This is a genomic window from Candidatus Accumulibacter cognatus (assembly GCF_000584975.1).
Lineage (GTDB): Bacteria > Pseudomonadota > Gammaproteobacteria > Burkholderiales > Rhodocyclaceae > Accumulibacter > Accumulibacter cognatus.
Map to the genome: position 1 here is coordinate 1 of NZ_JDST02000011.1, position 17,602 is coordinate 17,602.

19 protein-coding genes are annotated in these 17,602 nt (G+C 61.9%); 14 read left to right on the forward strand and 5 right to left on the reverse strand.

Annotated features, from left to right (window positions below; genetic code table 11):
* Positions 1 to 789, reverse strand: a 789-nt coding sequence (locus AW06_RS02805) for a DUF499 domain-containing protein (protein ID WP_034945266.1), incomplete at its 3' end; no start/stop codon positions are given.
* A gap of 631 nt (positions 790 to 1,420) precedes the next feature.
* Between AW06_RS02805 and AW06_RS02815 the strand changes: the two genes are divergently transcribed.
* The 12 genes from AW06_RS02815 (at position 1,421) to AW06_RS02870 (ending at position 14,167) form a co-directional block, all read left to right on the forward strand.
* Positions 1,421 to 3,775 carry a DNA topoisomerase IV subunit A gene (locus AW06_RS02815; protein WP_273704326.1) on the forward strand — a complete coding sequence of 785 codons (2,355 nt, stop codon included), beginning with the start codon at positions 1,421 to 1,423 and terminating at the stop codon, positions 3,773 to 3,775.
* 133 nt (positions 3,776 to 3,908) lie between these two features.
* The gene (locus AW06_RS02820) at positions 3,909 to 4,391 is read left to right on the forward strand and encodes a CreA family protein (RefSeq protein WP_034945269.1); all 483 of its coding nucleotides are present in this window, start codon (positions 3,909 to 3,911) and stop codon (positions 4,389 to 4,391) included.
* A 128-nt stretch (positions 4,392 to 4,519) separates the two neighbouring features.
* Positions 4,520 to 5,830 (forward strand): glutamate--cysteine ligase, encoded by a 1,311-nt coding sequence (gshA, locus tag AW06_RS02825; protein ID WP_034945271.1) that lies wholly within the window; start codon positions 4,520 to 4,522, stop codon positions 5,828 to 5,830.
* Complete coding sequence (gene gshB, locus AW06_RS02830) at positions 5,821 to 6,774, forward strand: glutathione synthase (RefSeq protein WP_034945274.1); 954 nt, start codon at positions 5,821 to 5,823, stop codon at positions 6,772 to 6,774. The genes gshA and gshB overlap by 10 nt, the downstream gene beginning before the upstream one ends.
* A 105-nt stretch (positions 6,775 to 6,879) precedes the next feature.
* Positions 6,880 to 7,923: an FAD:protein FMN transferase gene (locus AW06_RS02835; protein ID WP_273704327.1), complete on the forward strand. Its 1,044-nt coding sequence runs from the start codon at positions 6,880 to 6,882 to the stop codon at positions 7,921 to 7,923.
* A gap of 70 nt (positions 7,924 to 7,993) precedes the next feature.
* Positions 7,994 to 8,386: a PTS fructose transporter subunit IIA gene (locus AW06_RS02840; protein WP_034945344.1), complete on the forward strand. Its 393-nt coding sequence runs from the start codon at positions 7,994 to 7,996 to the stop codon at positions 8,384 to 8,386.
* Between the two features lie 17 nt (positions 8,387 to 8,403).
* Entirely contained in the window at positions 8,404 to 8,673 is a 270-nt protein-coding gene (locus AW06_RS02845) for an HPr family phosphocarrier protein (protein ID WP_034920935.1), read from the forward strand.
* 7 nt (positions 8,674 to 8,680) lie between these two features.
* The gene (ptsP, locus tag AW06_RS02850) at positions 8,681 to 10,429 is read left to right on the forward strand and encodes a phosphoenolpyruvate--protein phosphotransferase (protein ID WP_034945277.1); all 1,749 of its coding nucleotides are present in this window, start codon (positions 8,681 to 8,683) and stop codon (positions 10,427 to 10,429) included.
* A gap of 33 nt (positions 10,430 to 10,462) precedes the next feature.
* Entirely contained in the window at positions 10,463 to 11,590 is a 1,128-nt protein-coding gene (locus AW06_RS02855; RefSeq protein ID WP_034945280.1) for a homoserine O-acetyltransferase, read from the forward strand.
* Positions 11,587 to 12,210, forward strand: a complete 624-nt coding sequence (gene metW, locus AW06_RS02860) for a methionine biosynthesis protein MetW (protein WP_046535515.1) — start codon at positions 11,587 to 11,589, stop codon at positions 12,208 to 12,210. Before AW06_RS02855 ends, metW begins: the two co-directional genes overlap by 4 nt.
* Positions 12,210 to 13,469 carry an AmpG family muropeptide MFS transporter gene (locus AW06_RS02865; RefSeq protein ID WP_034920940.1) on the forward strand — a complete coding sequence of 420 codons (1,260 nt, stop codon included), beginning with the start codon at positions 12,210 to 12,212 and terminating at the stop codon, positions 13,467 to 13,469. The genes metW and AW06_RS02865 overlap by 1 nt, the downstream gene beginning before the upstream one ends.
* On the forward strand, positions 13,436 to 14,167 hold the full coding sequence (locus AW06_RS02870; protein ID WP_034945283.1) for a uracil-DNA glycosylase family protein: 732 nt from the start codon (positions 13,436 to 13,438) through the stop codon (positions 14,165 to 14,167). Before AW06_RS02865 ends, AW06_RS02870 begins: the two co-directional genes overlap by 34 nt.
* A gap of 73 nt (positions 14,168 to 14,240) precedes the next feature.
* Here AW06_RS02870 and AW06_RS02875 read toward each other — a convergent pair whose 3' ends face one another.
* From AW06_RS02875 to AW06_RS02890, 4 genes are all read right to left on the reverse strand, one after another.
* Positions 14,241 to 14,546, reverse strand: a complete 306-nt coding sequence (locus AW06_RS02875; RefSeq protein WP_034945287.1) for a YqjK family protein — start codon at positions 14,544 to 14,546, stop codon at positions 14,241 to 14,243.
* Positions 14,527 to 14,934 carry a phage holin family protein gene (locus AW06_RS02880; RefSeq protein ID WP_138677619.1) on the reverse strand — a complete coding sequence of 136 codons (408 nt, stop codon included), beginning with the start codon at positions 14,932 to 14,934 and terminating at the stop codon, positions 14,527 to 14,529. Before AW06_RS02880 ends, AW06_RS02875 begins: the two co-directional genes overlap by 20 nt.
* A gap of 23 nt (positions 14,935 to 14,957) precedes the next feature.
* Positions 14,958 to 15,278 (reverse strand): DUF883 family protein, encoded by a 321-nt coding sequence (locus AW06_RS02885; protein ID WP_034945290.1) that lies wholly within the window; start codon positions 15,276 to 15,278, stop codon positions 14,958 to 14,960.
* 170 nt (positions 15,279 to 15,448) lie between these two features.
* Positions 15,449 to 16,231, reverse strand: a complete 783-nt coding sequence (locus tag AW06_RS02890) for an exodeoxyribonuclease III (protein WP_034945293.1) — start codon at positions 16,229 to 16,231, stop codon at positions 15,449 to 15,451.
* Positions 16,232 to 16,273: 42 nt separating this feature from the next.
* Here AW06_RS02890 and pyrE point away from each other — a divergent pair, with 42 nt between their 5' ends.
* Positions 16,274 to 16,921, forward strand: a complete 648-nt coding sequence (pyrE, locus tag AW06_RS02895; RefSeq protein ID WP_034945296.1) for an orotate phosphoribosyltransferase — start codon at positions 16,274 to 16,276, stop codon at positions 16,919 to 16,921.
* Positions 16,905 to 17,528 carry a hypothetical protein gene (locus AW06_RS02900; RefSeq protein ID WP_273704328.1) on the forward strand — a complete coding sequence of 208 codons (624 nt, stop codon included), beginning with the start codon at positions 16,905 to 16,907 and terminating at the stop codon, positions 17,526 to 17,528. Before pyrE ends, AW06_RS02900 begins: the two co-directional genes overlap by 17 nt.
* Positions 17,529 to 17,602 lie beyond the last annotated feature (74 nt).

The window sequence follows — 17,602 nt, forward strand, 5'->3', positions numbered from 1 at the left end:
GAAGAAGGCGGCGATGTCCTGGGTTTCGCGGCTGTAGGCGTCGGAGGCTTTGCCGTCACGACCGACCGCGAGCGTGAAAACCAGTGCCGCACAGGGGGAGCTTTCCACCGCCTTCATCAGCGAAGTCATGAACGCCAGGAGCTGTTCGCCTGCTCGCTGGGCATTCCGACCGGCCACCTTGCGCAGGTAGGGGGCGATCTCGTCGATGAGGATCACCGCCGGCTCGCTGCCGATCAGCTCGCGCAAGGTGTCGGCACCCGGCGCGATTCCTTCGCGGTCACTCGCTTCGACCAGACGATACCCGGCCTCACCACGCAGCGCATACGCCAGTTCCCCCCATGGCGTGTAGGCGCGCAGGGTGTCGCCAAGCCGGTGCCCATTGGCCGGATCGGCATTTTCGCCATCAAAGGCGGCAATGCGCACCGGTGCCGAGGGGCGCAGGGAGGCGTCGAGAAACTCGTCGGCGTTCGCCACGCCGGAGAGGCCGCGCATGGCGTGCGCGAGAGCAATCAGGGCGTGCGTCTTGCCGCCGCCAAACTGGGTGTCGAGACGAAAGATGGCGCCAATCTGGTCGGGATGGCCACTGACCCGAAGGGCAACCAGCTTGAGGACATTCCTGATGCCCTTGGTCGGGTAGGTGTTGGCAAAGAACAGCTCCGGGCGCTTGTACTCGTCGGGAGCGTCGCCCCGCAACACCTGCGAGAGGTCCGCCGCAAAGTCGCTCTCCCGCAACGCACCTTGCAGAACATCAGGTCGCGGCTCACAGATGGAGAACAGATTGTCGGTCATGGCGTGCCTGATTGTCTGTAGGTGCGTAAATGTATCAAGAAAATGTATCTGATGACATTTTCGCCGGAGAAACCCAGTTCCTGCATAGCTCCTGGAATCCAGAGTGTCCGCTGTAGGGAGGGGCAGTTTAGATGTGGCCCCCGTTTGTTTGGACAGAAAATGCTCTTGGCTAAGTGAAGCCTTGCTGGTTGCGGTCGACTGACCGATACTGCGTTGGCTTTGACCCGCCGGGACTCTATAAGAAATGGTGGGGCTCGACGAAGACGTTGTCCCGCCAGCCTCTTGCCGTCCATGCTGATCCGGACGTCGTGTGCCTTCAGGAGGCCCCTGTAACTTGTGCAGCTTGTACATGCGCGGGCATGGCGAAGCACGCGCCTGCGGTACAATCGCACGCCATGCACCGCTTCGCAACGATTCCCGGACTGACGCACAGCGATTCTGAACCGCAGGAACGTCACTGCGGGCAGGTGATCCCGTTCTTCTCGTTCCGCCAGGCCTTCGGGTTGATGATGTCTCCGGCCAGGGATGAGCTCGCGGATGGCCAAAGAGCGATTCGACGGGTCGGAGCGTGCATCGTGAATGGAAGAAAACGGCGCCCTGATCGGCGCAGAGATTTGAGAGTGATCTGCCAGTGAGGAAAAATTCGACGCCAGACCTGTTTGGCAACCTGCTCGACGTGCCGGCGGCACCGCCAGCCGTACCGACGCCGTCGGCGGTGCTGTCGCCAGGTGAAGACGACGACAGCATCCTGCTGCACGATTCGGCGGCGCGGGATTACCTGGAGTATGCGATCGCGGTGGTCAAGGGCCGCGCCCTGCCGGATGTCAAGGACGGGCTTAAACCGGTGCAGCGCCGTGTCCTCTTTGCGATGCGCGAACTCGGATTGTCGGCGACCGCCAAACCGGTCAAGTCGGCGCGCGTCGTCGGCGACGTGATCGGCAAGTATCACCCGCACGGCGACACCTCGGCGTACGACGCGATGGTGCGCGTGGCGCAACCGTTCATGCTGCGCTACCCGCTGGTCGATGGCCAGGGCAATTTCGGATCGCGTGACGGCGACAATGCAGCGGCGATGCGCTACACCGAAGCACGCCTGACGCCGATCGCCGAACTGCTGCTCGGTGAGCTGGGCGAAGGCACCGTCGATTTTCAGCCGAACTACGACGGCTCCTTCGATGAACCGGCATTCCTGCCGGCCAGGCTACCTTTCCTGCTGCTCAACGGGGCTTCGGGAATCGCCGTCGGCATGGCCACCGAAATGCCTTCGCACAATCTGCGCGAAGTCGCTGCGGCGGTGATCCACAAGATCGAACACCCGTCCGCCGGCGTCAGCGAACTGATGGCGCACCTCCCAGGGCCAGACTACCCCGGCGGTGGCCAGATCATCTCGTCGGCGAGCGACATCGCCGCTGCCTACAGCAGCGGCCGTGGCAGCCTGCGTGTGCGTGCCCGCTACGAGATCGAGGAGATGGCGCGTGGCGCCTGGCAGGTGGTATTCAAGGAGTTGCCTCCGGGCGTTTCTTCGGCCAAGGTGCTCTCCGAAGTCGGGGCCCTGCTCAATCCGCAGCCGAAACCGGGCAAGAAGGTGATCGAACAGGCGGCGGCACAGCTCAAGGCGCTGATGGCCTCACAGCTGGATCGCGCGCGCGACGAGTCGGGCAAGGACGACGACGTGCGTCTGGTCTTCGAGCCGAGCAGCTCACGCATCGACCGCAACGAGTTCGTGGCGCTGCTGCTGGCACATACCAGCCTCGAAACCTCGGCGCCGATCAATCTGGTGGCGGTCGGCATCGACGGCCGACCGTGCCAGAAATCGCTCGCCGACCTGATCGGCGAGTGGTGCAGCTTCCGCATCCGGACCGTGCATCGGCGTACCGAGTTCCGCCTGCAGAAGGCCGACGACCGCATCCACATTCTCGAAGGCCGGCACATCGTCTTCCTCAACATCGACGAAGTGATCCGCATCATTCGCGAATCCGACGATCCGAAAAGGGCATTGATCGCGCGCTTCACGCTCTCTGACCGGCAGGCCGAAGACATCCTGGAAATCCGCCTGCGTCAGTTGGCCCGACTCGAGGGAATCCGCATCGAGCAGGAACTCGCGAAGCTGCGTGGTGAACGCGAAGGCCTGGTCAAACTGCTCGGCAGCGACACATTGTTGCGCCGGCAGGTGATTCGCGAAATCCGGGCCGATTCCGAAAAGCATGGCGACGCCCGCCGGACGATCCTCCTCGCGGCAGCCACCGCTTCACGTTCGGAGGTCGCGGCTGTCGCTGATGAACCGGTGACCGTGATCATCTCCGAGAAGGGCTGGGCGCGTGTCCGGCAGGGGCACAACCTTGATCTCTCGGGCGTCGTCTTCAAGGACGGCGATCGCGCCGGTTCGGCGCAGGAATGCCGATCGGTGGACTCGCTGGTGATCCTGTCGACCGAAGGGCGTGCATTCACCCTGGCGATCGCCAGTCTTCCCGACGGTCGCGGCATGGGTGCGCCGCTGTCGTCGTTCGTCGAACTCGGTACCGGCAAGATCGCGCATGTGCTCACCGGACTTGCGGGCGACGAACTGCTGGTCGCCAAGACTTCGGGCTACGGCTTCATCTGTACCTACGCCGACCTCTTGTCGCGTCAGAAGGCCGGCAAGGCCTTCCTGAGCGTCGAAGAGGGGGCGACCATCCTGCCGCCGGTGAGGCTTGCCGGCAAGGATCATCTGGCGGCCTTGTCCGAAGATGGCCGCCTGCTGATTTTTCCGCTCGAACAGATGAAGCGCCTGTCGGCCGGCAAGGGGGTGCAGATCATCGGCCTGCACGACAACGAATCCTTGCGCGCGGTCATCGCCACCCAGGGCGACCGGGTGACGATCAAGGGGATGTTCCGGAACCGCATCAAGACCCTGCTTTCGGAAGACTGGCATCTCGGTCAGCGTGCGCGGCGCGGTTCGCCGGTAGGGCAACTCGGCAATGTGACGCTGGCCGCGTATCCGGAGTGATGGTGGGCGGGAGCGGGTAGCTCGTAGGTTGGGTTAGCCCGCAGGGCGTAACCCAACATCGGGTAACGGAAAACGTCGGCTTACGCTACGCTAACGGACCTATGGACCTTGCCGTAAAAGGAGAGAGAAATTGATGATTCGCAGTCATTGGACGCCGGGTCTTCAGGCCGTGGTCTGGGGCCTGCTTGCCTTCTGGAGCGCATCGGCGCTGGCTGAGCAGGTCGCTTGTGTGACTACCGAGTGGAAGCTGGTCGGTGCCAATCACCGGGTCTGCGTCGAGAGTTTTCCTGATCCGAAAGTGCTGGGTGTGACCTGTCATGTCAGTCAGGCGAGAACCGGCGGCATCAGCGGTTCGTTCGGCCTCGCGCAGGATCCTTCGCAGTTCTCGCTGGCGTGCCGGCAGACCGGACCGATTGTGCTGCCCGCGAAGCTTCCGAAAGAGGCGACGGTGTTTGCCGAAGACACTTCGATTCTGTTCAAGGAGACACGCGTCGTCAGGATGTGGGACGAAGCCCACAAGACCCTGGTCTACCTCGCGATCAGTCGCAAGCTGATCGACGGCGCACCGGCGAACAGCATCTCGACGGTTCCGGTGATGCCCTGGGGGGAACGCTGACGGTGCGTCCGGATCGCCTGCAAAAGGCCTTGCCGCTGTAAGATCCCAGGTCGATCTGCCGTAGCGCAGTTGTTTCCACCGAGCATTCCGCTGCGCCGACCGGCGCTGACGGGAAGGAGAGAAAGCCCATGGTTCCACGTCTCATGACTGCCTTCAGCGGACCCCTGCTGGAGATCGAGCGGCGTTTCCTCGACGCCATGCCGGAGATCGAGCGCTGGATGCGCGGGCAGTGGCAGGAGCACACGCCGCCATTTTATGGCTCGGTCGACCTGCGCAACGCAGGTTTCAAGCTGGCGCCGGTGGACATGAACCTGTTTCCCGGGGGCTTCAACAACCTCGACGCCACCTTCCTGCCGCTCTGTGTGCAGGCGGCGATGGCGGCGATCGACCGGATCTGCCCCAACGCCAGGAAGCTGCTGCTGATTCCCGAGAAGCACACGCGCAACCTCTTTTATTTGCAGAACGTCGCACAGCTCGCGGCGATCCTGCGACTGACCGGCCTCGACGTTCGCCTCGGCTCGTGGTCGCCGGAGATCGACCGGCCGACGCCGGTGGCGCTTCCCGACGGCAGCTCGCTGCTTCTCGAACCGCTGCTGCGCAGTCGCTCCCGGCTCGGCCTCGAGGGCTTCGACCCCTGCGCCATCCTGCTCAACAACGATCTCTCGGCGGGGATTCCGCCGATTCTGCAGAACCTCGACGGACAGTTTGTTCTGCCGCCGCTGCATGCGGGTTGGGCTTTGCGCCGCAAGTCGAACCACTTTGCTGCCTACGATGAGGTGGCGGAAAACTTCTCCAGGCTGGTCGGGATCGATCCGTGGCGGATCAACCCCTACTTTTCGGTCTGCAGCAGCGTCAATTTTCATGAGCGACAGGGCGAGGACTGTCTGGCTGCCAATGTCGATGCCGTGCTTGGTCTGATCCGCGAGAAATACCAGCAATACGGGATCGAAGAAACGCCTTACGTGGTCGTCAAGGCCGATGCCGGTACCTATGGCATGGGGGTGATGACGGTCAAGGACGCGGCCCAGGTGACCGGCCTCAACCGCAGGCAGCGCAACAAGATGTCGGTGATAAAGGAAGGTCTGGCAGTGTCGCAGGTGATCATCCAGGAAGGGGTGCATTCCTATGAGCGGGTCGGCAGCGGCAGCGACGAAGGCGTCGCCGAACCGGTGGTGTACATGATCGACCGCTTTGTCGTGGGCGGCTTCTACCGTGTCCATAGCGGGCGTGGCAAGGATGAGAATCTCAACGCGCCGGGCATGCACTTCGAACCGCTGGCCTTCGAGACCAGTTGCTCGCTGCCCGATCATGGCCAGAATCCCGATGCTGCGCCGAACCGCTTTTACGTCTACGGCGTGGTTGCCCGCCTGGCGCAGCTCGCGGCCTCGCTCGAACTCGAACGTACGGCACCGGTAGAGGAGCAAGTGGCATGCGCATAGCATTCATCGTAGACCCCCTGCGGTCGCTGAAGGCCTACAAGGATACCAGTATCGCAATGATGCGCGCTGCCCAGGCGGCGGGGCACGCGGTGTGGACGATCCAGCAGGAGGCGATTCACTGGTCGCCGCTGCACGGCGTCTGCGCTGCCGCGGTGCATCTGGAAATGCTCGCCGACGATCATGACTGGTTCGTCGAGGTCGACCGTCACGTCGTCGCCTTGCGTGATTTCCGCGCCGTCGTGATGCGCAAGGATCCACCTTTCGACATGGAGTACGTGACCACCACCTGGTTGCTCGAAGGTGCCGAGGCCGAGGGCGCACGCGTCTTCAACCGGCCGCGCGCCCTGCGCGACCATTCCGAGAAGTTGTCGATTGCCGAGTTCGCGCGCTTTTCGGCACCGACGCTGGTGGCGCGCGACGCGACGGTGATCCATTCGTTCATCGACTACGAACACGACACGATTCTCAAACCGCTCGACGGCATGGGCGGGACCCAGATTTTCCGCGTCCGTCATGACGACCCGAACCGCAATGTGATCGTCGAAACGCTGACCCGTGACGGTGCACGCACGATCATGGCGCAACGCTATATCCCCGAGATCGTCGATGGCGACAAGCGCATCCTGATCGTTGGCGGTGAAGTGGTTCCCTATTGCCTGGCGCGCATTCCCAAGGCCGGCGAAACCCGCGGCAACCTGGCCGCCGGCGGCACCGGCGTGGCCCGCGAACTGAGCGCTCGCGATCGGGAAATCGCCTGCACGCTGGCGCCGGTGTTGGCCGCTCGCGGCCTGTTGCTGGTCGGTCTCGATGTGATCGGCGACTGGCTGACCGAGATCAACGTCACCAGCCCGACCTGCATGGTCGAAATCGCCGAGCAGACCGGTTTTGACGCCGCCGCCATGTTCATTGCCGCGCTCGATCGCCAGTGCCTTGCTGCATCCTAATGTGAAAGTCGCGTATGCGACTCACGAATCTCCCCTCCTACTCGCGGGGGGGCGGGGGAGAAGGAAACGGTAATGACTTTCATGGTCGGGGGGTCTGGAAAATTCATGACCGTTAGCCTCCTGGTCCGCTTGCTCGGACTGCTTCTCGCCAGTGTCCTGATGGCCTGCGAGCGGGCGCCCTTGCATCATCAGGAGGCCTTCGTTTTCGGGACCCGCGTCGAAGTCCTGATCGCCGGCCTCGACGAAACGGCTGCGCGTCCGGCCGCGGCGGCCGTGCTGCGCGAGTTCGATCGCCTGCATCGCACCTACCATGCCTGGAAGCCTTCCGAACTAAGCACGCTGAACGAGGCCATCATGGCCGGCAGGCGGCAGCCGGTGACGCCGGAAATGGTCGGACTGATTACCGACGCGCAGTACCTGACGCGCCTTGGCGAACGCCTGTTCGACCCGGGAATAGGCCGTCTGATCAGTCTCTGGGGTTTCCAGTCCGACGAATTGCCGGCCACGCTACCCGATCCGTTCGCCCTGGCTGCCTGGCGGGCGGCTCAGCCGAGCATTCTCGACCTGCGCATCGAGGGTACTTTCGTCAGCAGCGACAAGCGCGAAGTGGCTCTCGATTTCGGCGGCTATCTCAAGGGTGTTGCGCTCGACCGCGCGGCGGCCATTCTGCACGCACAGGGGGTGCACAATGCATTGATCAACATCGGCGGCAATGTCATGGCGTTGGGGAGCAAGAATGGGCAGCGCTGGCGCGTTGGCATCCAGCATCCGCGCCAGCCCGGGCCACTGGCGACGATCGAACTGGCGAACGGTGAGGCGATCGGTACCTCGGGCGACTATCAGCGCTTCTTCGAGATCAACGGTCACCGTTACTGTCATCTGCTCGACCCGCGCAGTGCGCAGCCGGCGTTGCATACGCAGTCGCTGAGCGTACTGATTTCGCCGCGTACGGCAGCCGGAACGCTCAGCGACATGGCTTCCAAGCCGCTATTCATCGCCGGTAGCGATTGGCCACGTCTGGCGCGTGCGTTGCAGGTGGAGCAGGTGTTGCGGGTCGACGCACAAGGCCAGGTGCAGGTCAGCAGCTCCCTACACGGTAGGCTCGAATATGTCGGTGGCCGGCCGCGGAAGCTTGAGGTCATCCCTTGATGTATTCGCCAATGCTGCCGAGCCGCGCGGAATCGCTTAAAATGACGGATTGTCGTACGGGGTGGGCGAGATGATCGGTATTCTCCTGATAACGCATGGCTCGTTTGGTGAAAGCCTGATCCAGAACGTTTGCCACGTGCTCAACAAACGTCCGCCTCTGATCGCACAGCTTGGCGTGGCAGCTCAGGACGATCCGCTCGACATTCTGCCGCTGGCGCGTCTGTTGCTGAAGGAAGTCGATTGTGGCGACGGTGTTCTGGTGATGACCGATGTTTTCGGTGCGACACCTGGCAACCTGGCGCTCAAACTGCTGGAGCCGGGTCATGTCGAGGGCGTTGCCGGTCTCAGTCTGCCGATGCTGCTGCGCGCTCTGACCTATCGCGAGAAGAGGATGGAAACCATGTTGCAGAAGGCGATCAGCGGGGCTCATGATGGCGTACTGAAACTGCCGCCGCCTGCCTAGAATCACAGGAGTTTTCGATGGTACGTGCTGAAACTGCAATCATCAACAAGCTGGGCCTGCATGCCCGTGCTTCGGCCAAGCTGACGCAACTTGCCAGCCGCTTTGCCAGCGACGTCTGGATGGAGAAAGGGGCGCGCCGCATCAATGCCAAAAGCATCATGGGTGTGATGATGCTGGCCGCAGGCATGGGTTCAACGGTGGTCGTCGAGACCGATGGCGTGGACGAAGAGGCGGCAAACGAGGCGATCCTCGGATTGATCGCTGGAAGGTTTGGCGAGGCGGAGTGAGCGCATCATGAGTTTTACCCTGCATGGTCTGGCGGTTTCCGGGGGCATCGCGATCGGGCAGGCACATCTGATGTCGCACGCGACCCTCGAGGTCTCGCATCTGGTCATCTCGCCGCGCCTGGTGGACAAGGAGGTGGCTCGCTTCGAGGCAGCGCTGCTGCGCGTGCGTGAGGAATTTGCGACCCTGAAGGGGCGCTTGCAGCATACTTCGGCCGAGTTCGGAGCATTCATCGACCTGCATTCGATGATCCTTGCCGATCCCGAACTGGCGGAAGTTCCCAAGCAGCTGATTCGCGAGCGTCGCTGCAATGCCGAATGGGCGCTGGTGCAGCAGATGGAGATTCTGGTTGCCCAGTTCGAAAGCTTTGACGACCCGTACCTGCGCGAGCGCAGCTACGACGTGCGCCAGGTCGTCGAGCGGGTGATCAAGGAACTGGTCGGCCAGCCGGGCCGGATGTCCTTGAGAACTGGCAAGGGTATCAAGGAAGAGAATCTGATCGTCGTCGCGCACGATCTCTCGCCAGCCGACGTGATTGCCTACAAGGAACATCATTTCGCGGCCTTTGTCACCGATGTCGGCGGCTCGACTTCGCACACCGCGATTCTCGCGCGCAGCCTGCGCATTCCGGCGGTGCTTGGCCTGCACAACGCCCGGCAACTGATTCATGACGACGAAGTGCTGATCGTCGATGGCACGCGTGGCGTCCTGATCGTTAACCCCGATCCGCGCATCCTGGAGGAATACCGACTCAGAAAGAGCCAGATCGAGCTCGAACGAATCAAGCTCAGACGGCTCAAGACGGCGAAGTCGGTGACCCTCGACGGTGTCGACATCGATCTGCAGGCCAACATCGAGTTACCCGGTGACGTGGCTGCCGCGCTCGACGGCGGTGCCGAAGGGATTGGCCTGTTTCGCACTGAGTTCATCTTTCTCGATCGCGGCGACATGCCGACCGAGGACGAGCAGTTCGAGGCCTATCGTGCGGTCGTCAAAGGCATGGGCGGTCGGCCGGTCACCATTCGCACCTTCGATCTCGGATCCGACAAGGATCTTCATCCGGAAAAGGCGCAGGGCGAGCGCCTGCAAAGCAATCCGGCGCTCGGGCTGCGCGCGATTCGCCTGTCACTGGCTGAGCCGAAGATGTTCCAGACGCAGTTGCGAGCCATCCTGCGCGCTTCAAAGTTCGGCAAGATCAAGCTCCTGATCCCGATGCTTTCGCAGGCGCATGAAATCGATCAGACATTGGCCGCGGTCGAGCGCGCCAAGTCGAGTCTGCGCGGCGAACGCATTCCCTTCGATGAGACGATCCAGGTCGGCGCGATGATCGAGATACCGGCCGCCGCGCTGGCTGTCGGCCTGTTTCTGCGGCGCATGCATTTTCTGTCGATCGGCACGAACGATCTGATCCAGTACACCCTGGCCATCGATCGCAGCGATGAAGAGGTCGCGCCGCTCTATGACCCCCTGCATCCGGCCGTGTTGATGCTGCTGGCGCATACCATTGCAAGCGCCGAAAAGATGTATATCCCGGTTTCGATCTGCGGCGAACTGGCCGGTGATCCGACCCTGACGCGGCTGCTGCTGGGGATGGGGCTGCGTCAGTTCTCGATGCATCCGGCACAGATCCTTTCGGTCAAGCAGAAAATCATGCAGAGCAATTGCGCCGAACTGGCGCCGATCGTTCGCCGCCTGTTGCGCCATGAAGAGCCGGCGAAGATTCGCGAGCAACTGGAGAAGCTCAACAGTTGCGTCTGAATTCATTTATTTCCTGCCACCGAAGCGATCACGATGTCATCTGAACATTCAGTCGGAGTCGTTGCGCCGCAGCGTGCGCAATTCAACGAGCCGCTGCGGCTGCAGAGTGGTGCCGAATTGCCGGGTTTCGAACTGGTTTTCGAAACCTATGGCACGCTCAACGCCGATCACACCAACGCCGTGCTGGTCTGCCATGCCCTTTCCGGTAGCCACCATGTCGCTGGCCACTATGCGGACGATCCGGAAAACGTCGGCTGGTGGGATAACCTCGTCGGTCCGGACAAACCACTCGACACCAGAAAATTCTTCGTGGTTGGGGTCAACAACCTCGGTGGTTGCTACGGGTCTACCGGACCATTGTCGATCAATCCGGAAAGCGGCAAGCGCTACGGTGCCGATTTTCCGCTGGTGACGGTCGAGGACTGGGTTGCGGCGCAGGCTCGCCTGGCCGACCATCTGGGCGTGCACACCTGGGCTGCGGTGATTGGCGGCAGCCTCGGCGGCATGCAGGCGCTCGAATGGTCACTGCAATTTCCCGATCGTATCCGCCATGCCATGGTGATTGCTTCGGCACCCAAGCTGTCGGCGCAGAACATCGCCTTCAACGAGGTGGCGCGGCAGGCCATCCTCTCCGATCCGGATTTTCATGGAGGTTACTACGCCGATCATGGTGTCGTCCCGACCAGGGGCCTGCGACTGGCGAGAATGGTCGGCCACATTACCTATCTGTCGGATACACAGATGGCCGAGAAATTCGGTCGTCAGTTGCGTCATGGCGAGCACAAGTTCAGTTATGACGTCGATTTCGAGATCGAGTCCTATCTGCGCTATCAGGGCAACAAGTTTGCCGGTTTCTTCGACGCCAACACCTATCTGATGATGACCAAGGCGCTCGACTACTTCGATCCCGCCTATGACTACGAGGGCAATCTGGCCGCTGCGCTGGCGCGCGCCAAGGCCAGCTTCTTTGTTGCCAGTTTTTCAACCGACTGGCGTTTCGCTCCGGCGCGTTCGCGTGAGATCGTCTTTGCGCTGCTGCACAATCGCCGGCGCGTCGTTTACGCGGAGATCGACTGCGGTGCCGGGCATGACTCGTTTCTGCTCGACGACCCCCACTATCACGCGCTGCTGCGTGCCTATCTGGAGAACATCGCCGTATGACCGAACATGAGCGGAGAGTCAGGGCCGAGCAGCGGGAGCGCTTCGACTTTGCAGTGATCGCCAACTGGATTCCGCCTGGCGAGCGCGTTCTCGACCTGGGGTGCGGTGACGGCAGATTGCTGCGCTACCTGAACGAAACTCGGGGTGTCAGTGGCTACGGCGTCGAAATCGACCACGAAAGCGTCCTTGGCTGTATCCGCAACGGGGTTGACGTGATCCAGATGGACATCGAGTGTGGACTTTCCGGTTTTGAGGACGACTCCTTCGAGCACGTGATCATCTCACAGGCGCTGCAGACGATGCGCGCCACCGAGCGCATCCTGACCGAGATGCTGCGCGTTGCGGCAGAAGCGGTGGTCAGCTTCCCCAATTTTGCCTACCGTGCCAACCGGGCAGCGATCAGCGAGGGGCATATGCCGGTTTCCGAAGACCTGCCCTATGACTGGTTCGATACCCCGAACGTGCGTTTTTTCACGATTGTTGACTTCGAGGATTTGTGTCGCCGGCTCGACATCGAGATTCGCGAACGTCTGGCTTTCGACGAAGCCGGACGCGAGGTCCGCGAAGATCCCAATCTCAACGGTAGTCTCGCCTTCTATCGCCTCGGACGAAGATCCTGATGCCTGCCTGGCTACGCCTGCTGCTGACCAGGCGGATGCTGATCTGCGTATTTACCGGTTTCAGCTCGGGTTTGCCGCTGTACCTGCTGCTCAATCTGCTGCCGGCGTGGTTGCGCAGCGAAGGCGTGGATCTCAGGACCATCGGTCTGTTCGCCTTGATCCAGTTTCCCTACACCTGGAAATTCATCTGGGCGCCACTGCTGGATCGTTATCGCCTGCCCCTGGGTCGCCGGCGCGGCTGGATGCTGTTCTCGCAGCTCGGCTTGCTGCTGTCGATTGGTCTGCTCGGGGGATTCTCGCCGTCGGGCAATCTGACGCCGGTGATCTGGCTGTCGGTGATGCTGGCTTTCCTGTCGGCGACACAGGATGTCGCGCTCGATGCGTTCCGGCGTGAAATCCTCAGCGATCAGGAACTGGGGCTGGGCAATTCGGTGCATGTCAATGCCTACCGGATTGCCGGGCTGGTGCCGGGATCGCTGTCGCTGATCCTCGCCGACCTGTTGCCCTGGGGGCAGGTCTTCTGGATCACCGCGGCCTTCCTGTTGCCGGGGATGGTGATGGTCTTGCTGGTCAGCGAACCGGCCGTGGTCGGGGCGCCGAAAACCTTGCGCCAGGCAGTGGTCGAACCATTTCATGAGTTCATTGGTCGCCAGGGCTGGCGGGGCGCGCTGCTGGTGCTCGGCTTCATTTTTCTTTACAAGCTCGGCGATTCGCTGGCGACGGCCCTGGCAACGCCGTTTTATCTGGATTTGGGCTTCAGCAAGACCGATGTCGGCGTGATTGCCAAGCATGCCGGACTCTGGCCGGCGGTATTCGGCGGTCTGCTGGGGGGCTTGTGGATGGTGCGTCTGGGGATCAACCGCGCACTGTGGCTGTTCGGCCTGGTTCAGATGGTGACCATTCTCGGTTTCGCCTGGCTGGCCTGGCGTGGTGTACAGGCCCCTGTCGACACGCTTGACCGAGCCGCGCTGGCCGCCGTGATTGCCGCCGAGTGCCTGGGCGTTGGCCTGGGTACTGCCGCTTTCGTTGCCTTTATCGCGCGTGCCACCAATCCGGCCTTCACGGCGACCCAGTTTGCGCTGTTTACCAGCCTGGCTGCCGTTCCCCGAACCTTCATCAACGCGACGGCGGGGGCGCTGGTCGAGTCGCTCGGCTGGGTCAGCTTCTTCATCCTTTGTTTTCTGCTTGCCGCGCCGGGCATGTTGTTGCTGCTGAAGGTTGCACCATGGAACGAACTTCACCCATCGCCGCGACGCTGATCGCTGCCGCTCGGCAGTTGTCCGAGAGCCTTTCGACGCTGACCTTCTCGCCGCCGGTCAGTCACGTCTACAATCCTTTGAGTTATGCCTGGTCGGCGCACGAGTTGTACCTGCGTCGCTATGGCGCAAGCACTCGGCGGGTAGTCTTTCTGGGAATGAATCCGGGTCCCTTCGGGATGGTGCAATGCGGTGTGCCTTTCGGTGAAATCGCAGCAGTTCGCGATTGGTTGGGGATCGAGGCCACCATCCTGAAACCGGCGGTGGAGAATCCCCGGAGACCGATCGAAGGCTTTGCCTGCACACGTTCCGAGGTCAGCGGTCGGCGTCTGTGGGGATTGTTCCGAGAGCGCTTCGCTTCTGCCGACGCGTTTTTTGCTGAGCACTTCGTTGCCAACTATTGTCCACTGGCTTTTTTCGATCTGGCTCGCAACCTGACCCCCGACCGGCTGCCGGCAAGTGAAGCGGCCGCGCTGCGGGTGGCTTGCGATGCGCACCTGAAGACGCTGGTCTCTGTCTTGCAGCCCGAATGGGTGGTCGGCGTCGGTGCTTTCGCCGAAACGCGGGCAGCCGGAGCGCTGGCCGGGTTGAAGGTCAGAACCGGTCGCATGCTGCATCCGAGTCCCGCAAGCCCGCTGGCGAATCAGGGTTGGGCGGCAGCGGCGACCAGGCAATTGGTCGAACTGGGTATCTGGGCGTGACTGGAAGACTCTTCAGAGGGCTGGCGAAGGGAGGAAGGTGATTCCCTGATTCGACATGCGCGGCAAGGGATGGTCAGGCCGAGATCCCGAACTGTTTACGCAGCATGCGCCAAGTCCGCCAGACGAAAAATAACCGCTGGCTCCAGCGCCAGACACGGCGTGGTTGCAGTACGACCAGCGCGGCGACGCCGACGGCGACCATTTCCGGGTGTTGTTTGACGTAATCACTGCCCTGGCGAATGCGGGTAATGGCACGGTCGGCGGTGGCCAAGCCTGCCCCCAGCGGTTGCAGTTGCTGGCCAAGGAGCTGGCGCTGGCTGCTGATGCGTTCGATCAGTCTGCCGCGCTCGATGGCAACGTCAATCAGATCCTGGTTCATTGTTGGCAGCGCCTTTCAACTGGCGAAGATCCTCTGCGAGTTCGGCAACGCTGGCCGCGAAAGGTTGGTGGCTGGTGCGCAGCGACCGTCGCAGAGCCGTGTAGGCAAACCCTCCGCTGGCCAGGGAAACGACTGTGCAGGCGCTCAGCAGGAGCACCCGGTTTTCCCAGAACGCGATGACCAGCAAAGAGATCGCCAGGATCGTGCCGACCATCAGGGAAAACGCCAGCATTTGCGACAGCAGCAGGACACGGACGGCGCGCAGCTTTTCTTCCTTGAGGTCATTGCCAAGGAGTTCGAGGCGCGTGCGTCCGATGGCCAGCAGTGTGGCAGCACCGTTCCTGGAGGCTGCCAACAGGCCGCCTGCGTTGCTCGGCGTTTCGCTCATTGCTGTCAGACGGCTGCGGCTGATTATCGACGACCGATGATCACTCCAAGTAGCAGGCCAACGGCCGCGGCGACGCCGACAGCACGCCAGGGATTTTCGTGCACGAAGTCGTCGGTGGCGCGCGCCGCGGCCTTGGTGCGGTCGACCAGAGCCGCTTCGGCATCTGCCAGGCGGAGCTTGGCGTCGCGCAGCCGCTCGCCGATGCGTTCGCGCAGATCGCCCATTTTGTCGCCGGCAACGCCGGCCGTGGCACGCAGGATTTCTTCTGCATCGGCAACGACGACCTTCATGTCAGAGACGAGTTTTTGTTTGCTGGCGGCGGAAAGTTCGGTAACTTCGGACATGATGAACCTCACAGGAGAAGATGGTGGCAGGAACGGCGAGGGTGCAGGGGCAAACCTCAACGAAGTTCTCAGATTATAGAAATCATTCGCGGAGAGCAATCCATAAAAGCTGTTGCGCTGCACCAGGACCTCCGTTCCGGGCAGGCGCCAACTCGCTCTCGTCGATCGGTCTATAGTGAATAGTCGTAATCGATGGTCAAGGGTGCGTGGTCGCTGAACCGTTGTTCCTTGTAGACCGATGCGCTGCGGGCCTTGCCGGTGATCGCGACAGTCGCCAGTTGATAGTCGAGCCGCCAGCCGACGTTCTTTGCCCAGGCCTGACCACGGTTCGACCACCAGGTGTACGACTCGCCCGTGCTGTCGGGATGCAGGCTGCGGTATACGTCGCACCAGCCGCCTTCGTCGAGCAATCGGCTGACCCAGGCACGCTCCTCGGGCAGAAATCCGGAGTTTCTGCGGTTGCCTCGCCAGTTACAAAGGTCGATTTCCTGATGGGCGATATTCCAGTCGCCTCCGACGATGATGTCGCGCCCGCTCGATGCCAGTTCGACGAGATGAGGATAGATCAGGGCCATGAATCGGAATTTCGCCGCCTGCCGTTGCTCGGAACTGGAACCCGAGGGCTGATATAGCGAGATGATCGAGAGATTCCCGAAATCAGCACGCAAATAGCGCCCTTCGCGGTCAAACTCGTCGCTTCCCAGTTCGTCGAATAGCCGCTCCGGCCGATGGCGGCACCATAGACCGACGCCGCTATAGCCCTTTTTCTCGGCGCAGCGATAGTAGGCATGGAAACCCTCGGGAGCTTGCATGGCTTCGCAGAGATCCGCCGCATGTGCCTTGATCTCCTGCAGGCAGATGATATCCGGATTATGGGTCCTGGCCCAGGGGAGAAATCCCTTGCGCCATGCTGAACGAATACCGTTGAGGTTCAACGTAATGATGCGTAACATAGAGGGCCGATGCCGGGAACGGCTTTCATCCGAAATTGATTTATGGACTTTCGTCAGGAATTCATCGAGTTTGCCGTCGCTCAGGGGGTGCTGCGTTTTGGCAGTTTCACGACCAAGGCGGGACGGCTTTCACCCTACTTTTTCAACGCCGGCCTGTTCAACAACGGCGAGGCGCTGGGCCGTCTGGCGGAATTCTACGCTCAGGCGATCCTCACCAGTGGGATCGTCGTCGACGGCCTGTTCGGGCCGGCGTACAAGGGCATCCCGCTGGTGGCCGCGATCGCCGTTGCCCTGGCACGGACAGGGCGCAACCTGCCGTTCTCGTTCAATCGCAAGGAGGCCAAGGATCACGGCGAGGGCGGCAGCATCGTGGGTGCGCCACTGGCCGGTCGCGTGCTGATCATCGACGACGTGATCAGCGCCGGTACTTCGATTCGTGAATCGGTGACGCTGATCCGTGCTGCCGGGGCTTCACCCTGCGGCGTGGTCATCGCGCTGGATCGCATGGAGCGTGGCAGTGGTGAAAGGTCGGCAGTGCAGGAAGTCGAACAGGATTATGGCATTCCGGTGCTGGCCGTCGCCAGCCTGGACGATCTGATGAACTTTCTCCGGGAGCATCCGGATTTCAGACAGCATGAGGCTGCGGTGGCGCATTACAGACAGGCATACGGCCTTGCGCGCGGCAGTTAGCTACGCTCTCCTGCTGCTGGCGTTGACGAGCGGAGACGAGGGTTTCGCAGCCGCTTCGATCTTCTGTTGCACGGATGAACAGGGTAGGCCGGTGTGTGGCGACGTTCTGCCGCCGGCCTGTTATGCGCGCGCCTATCGCGAGTTGGGTACCTCCGGCCGGGCACGGACTGTCGAGGCGCCGCTGACTGCCGAGCAGCGAGCCCAGCGTGCCGCCGAGGAAAGACGGCGCAGCGAACAGGAACGGGCGCTCAAGGAGCAGCGGCGCAAGGATCAGGCCTTGCTCAATACCTATGGCAGTGAAAAAGATATCGAAGTCATGCGTAGCCGCGCCGAGCGGGACCTGAATGCGGCAATTCAGGCGGCGCAGGACAGAATCACGGAGATTCGCAGGCTGCGCAAGAAATTCGAAGATGAGGCCGAGTTTTACAGGAACCGGCAATTGCCGGCAGATGTAGCCAAGGGCCTGCGCGACGCCGATCACGAGATCAAGGCGCAGGAGTCGGTCATCGAGTCCAAGAAAAAGGATCAGGAAGCGATCCGGCAGAAGTACGACGAGGATCTGCGCCGCTTCGTCGAACTTTCGAAGCGGCCACCGGTACGGCCCTGAGTGGTGACCGTTAATGTGGAAGTCGCGTCAGCGACTCACGAATCTTCCCTCCCCACTTGCGGGGGCGAAGGCGG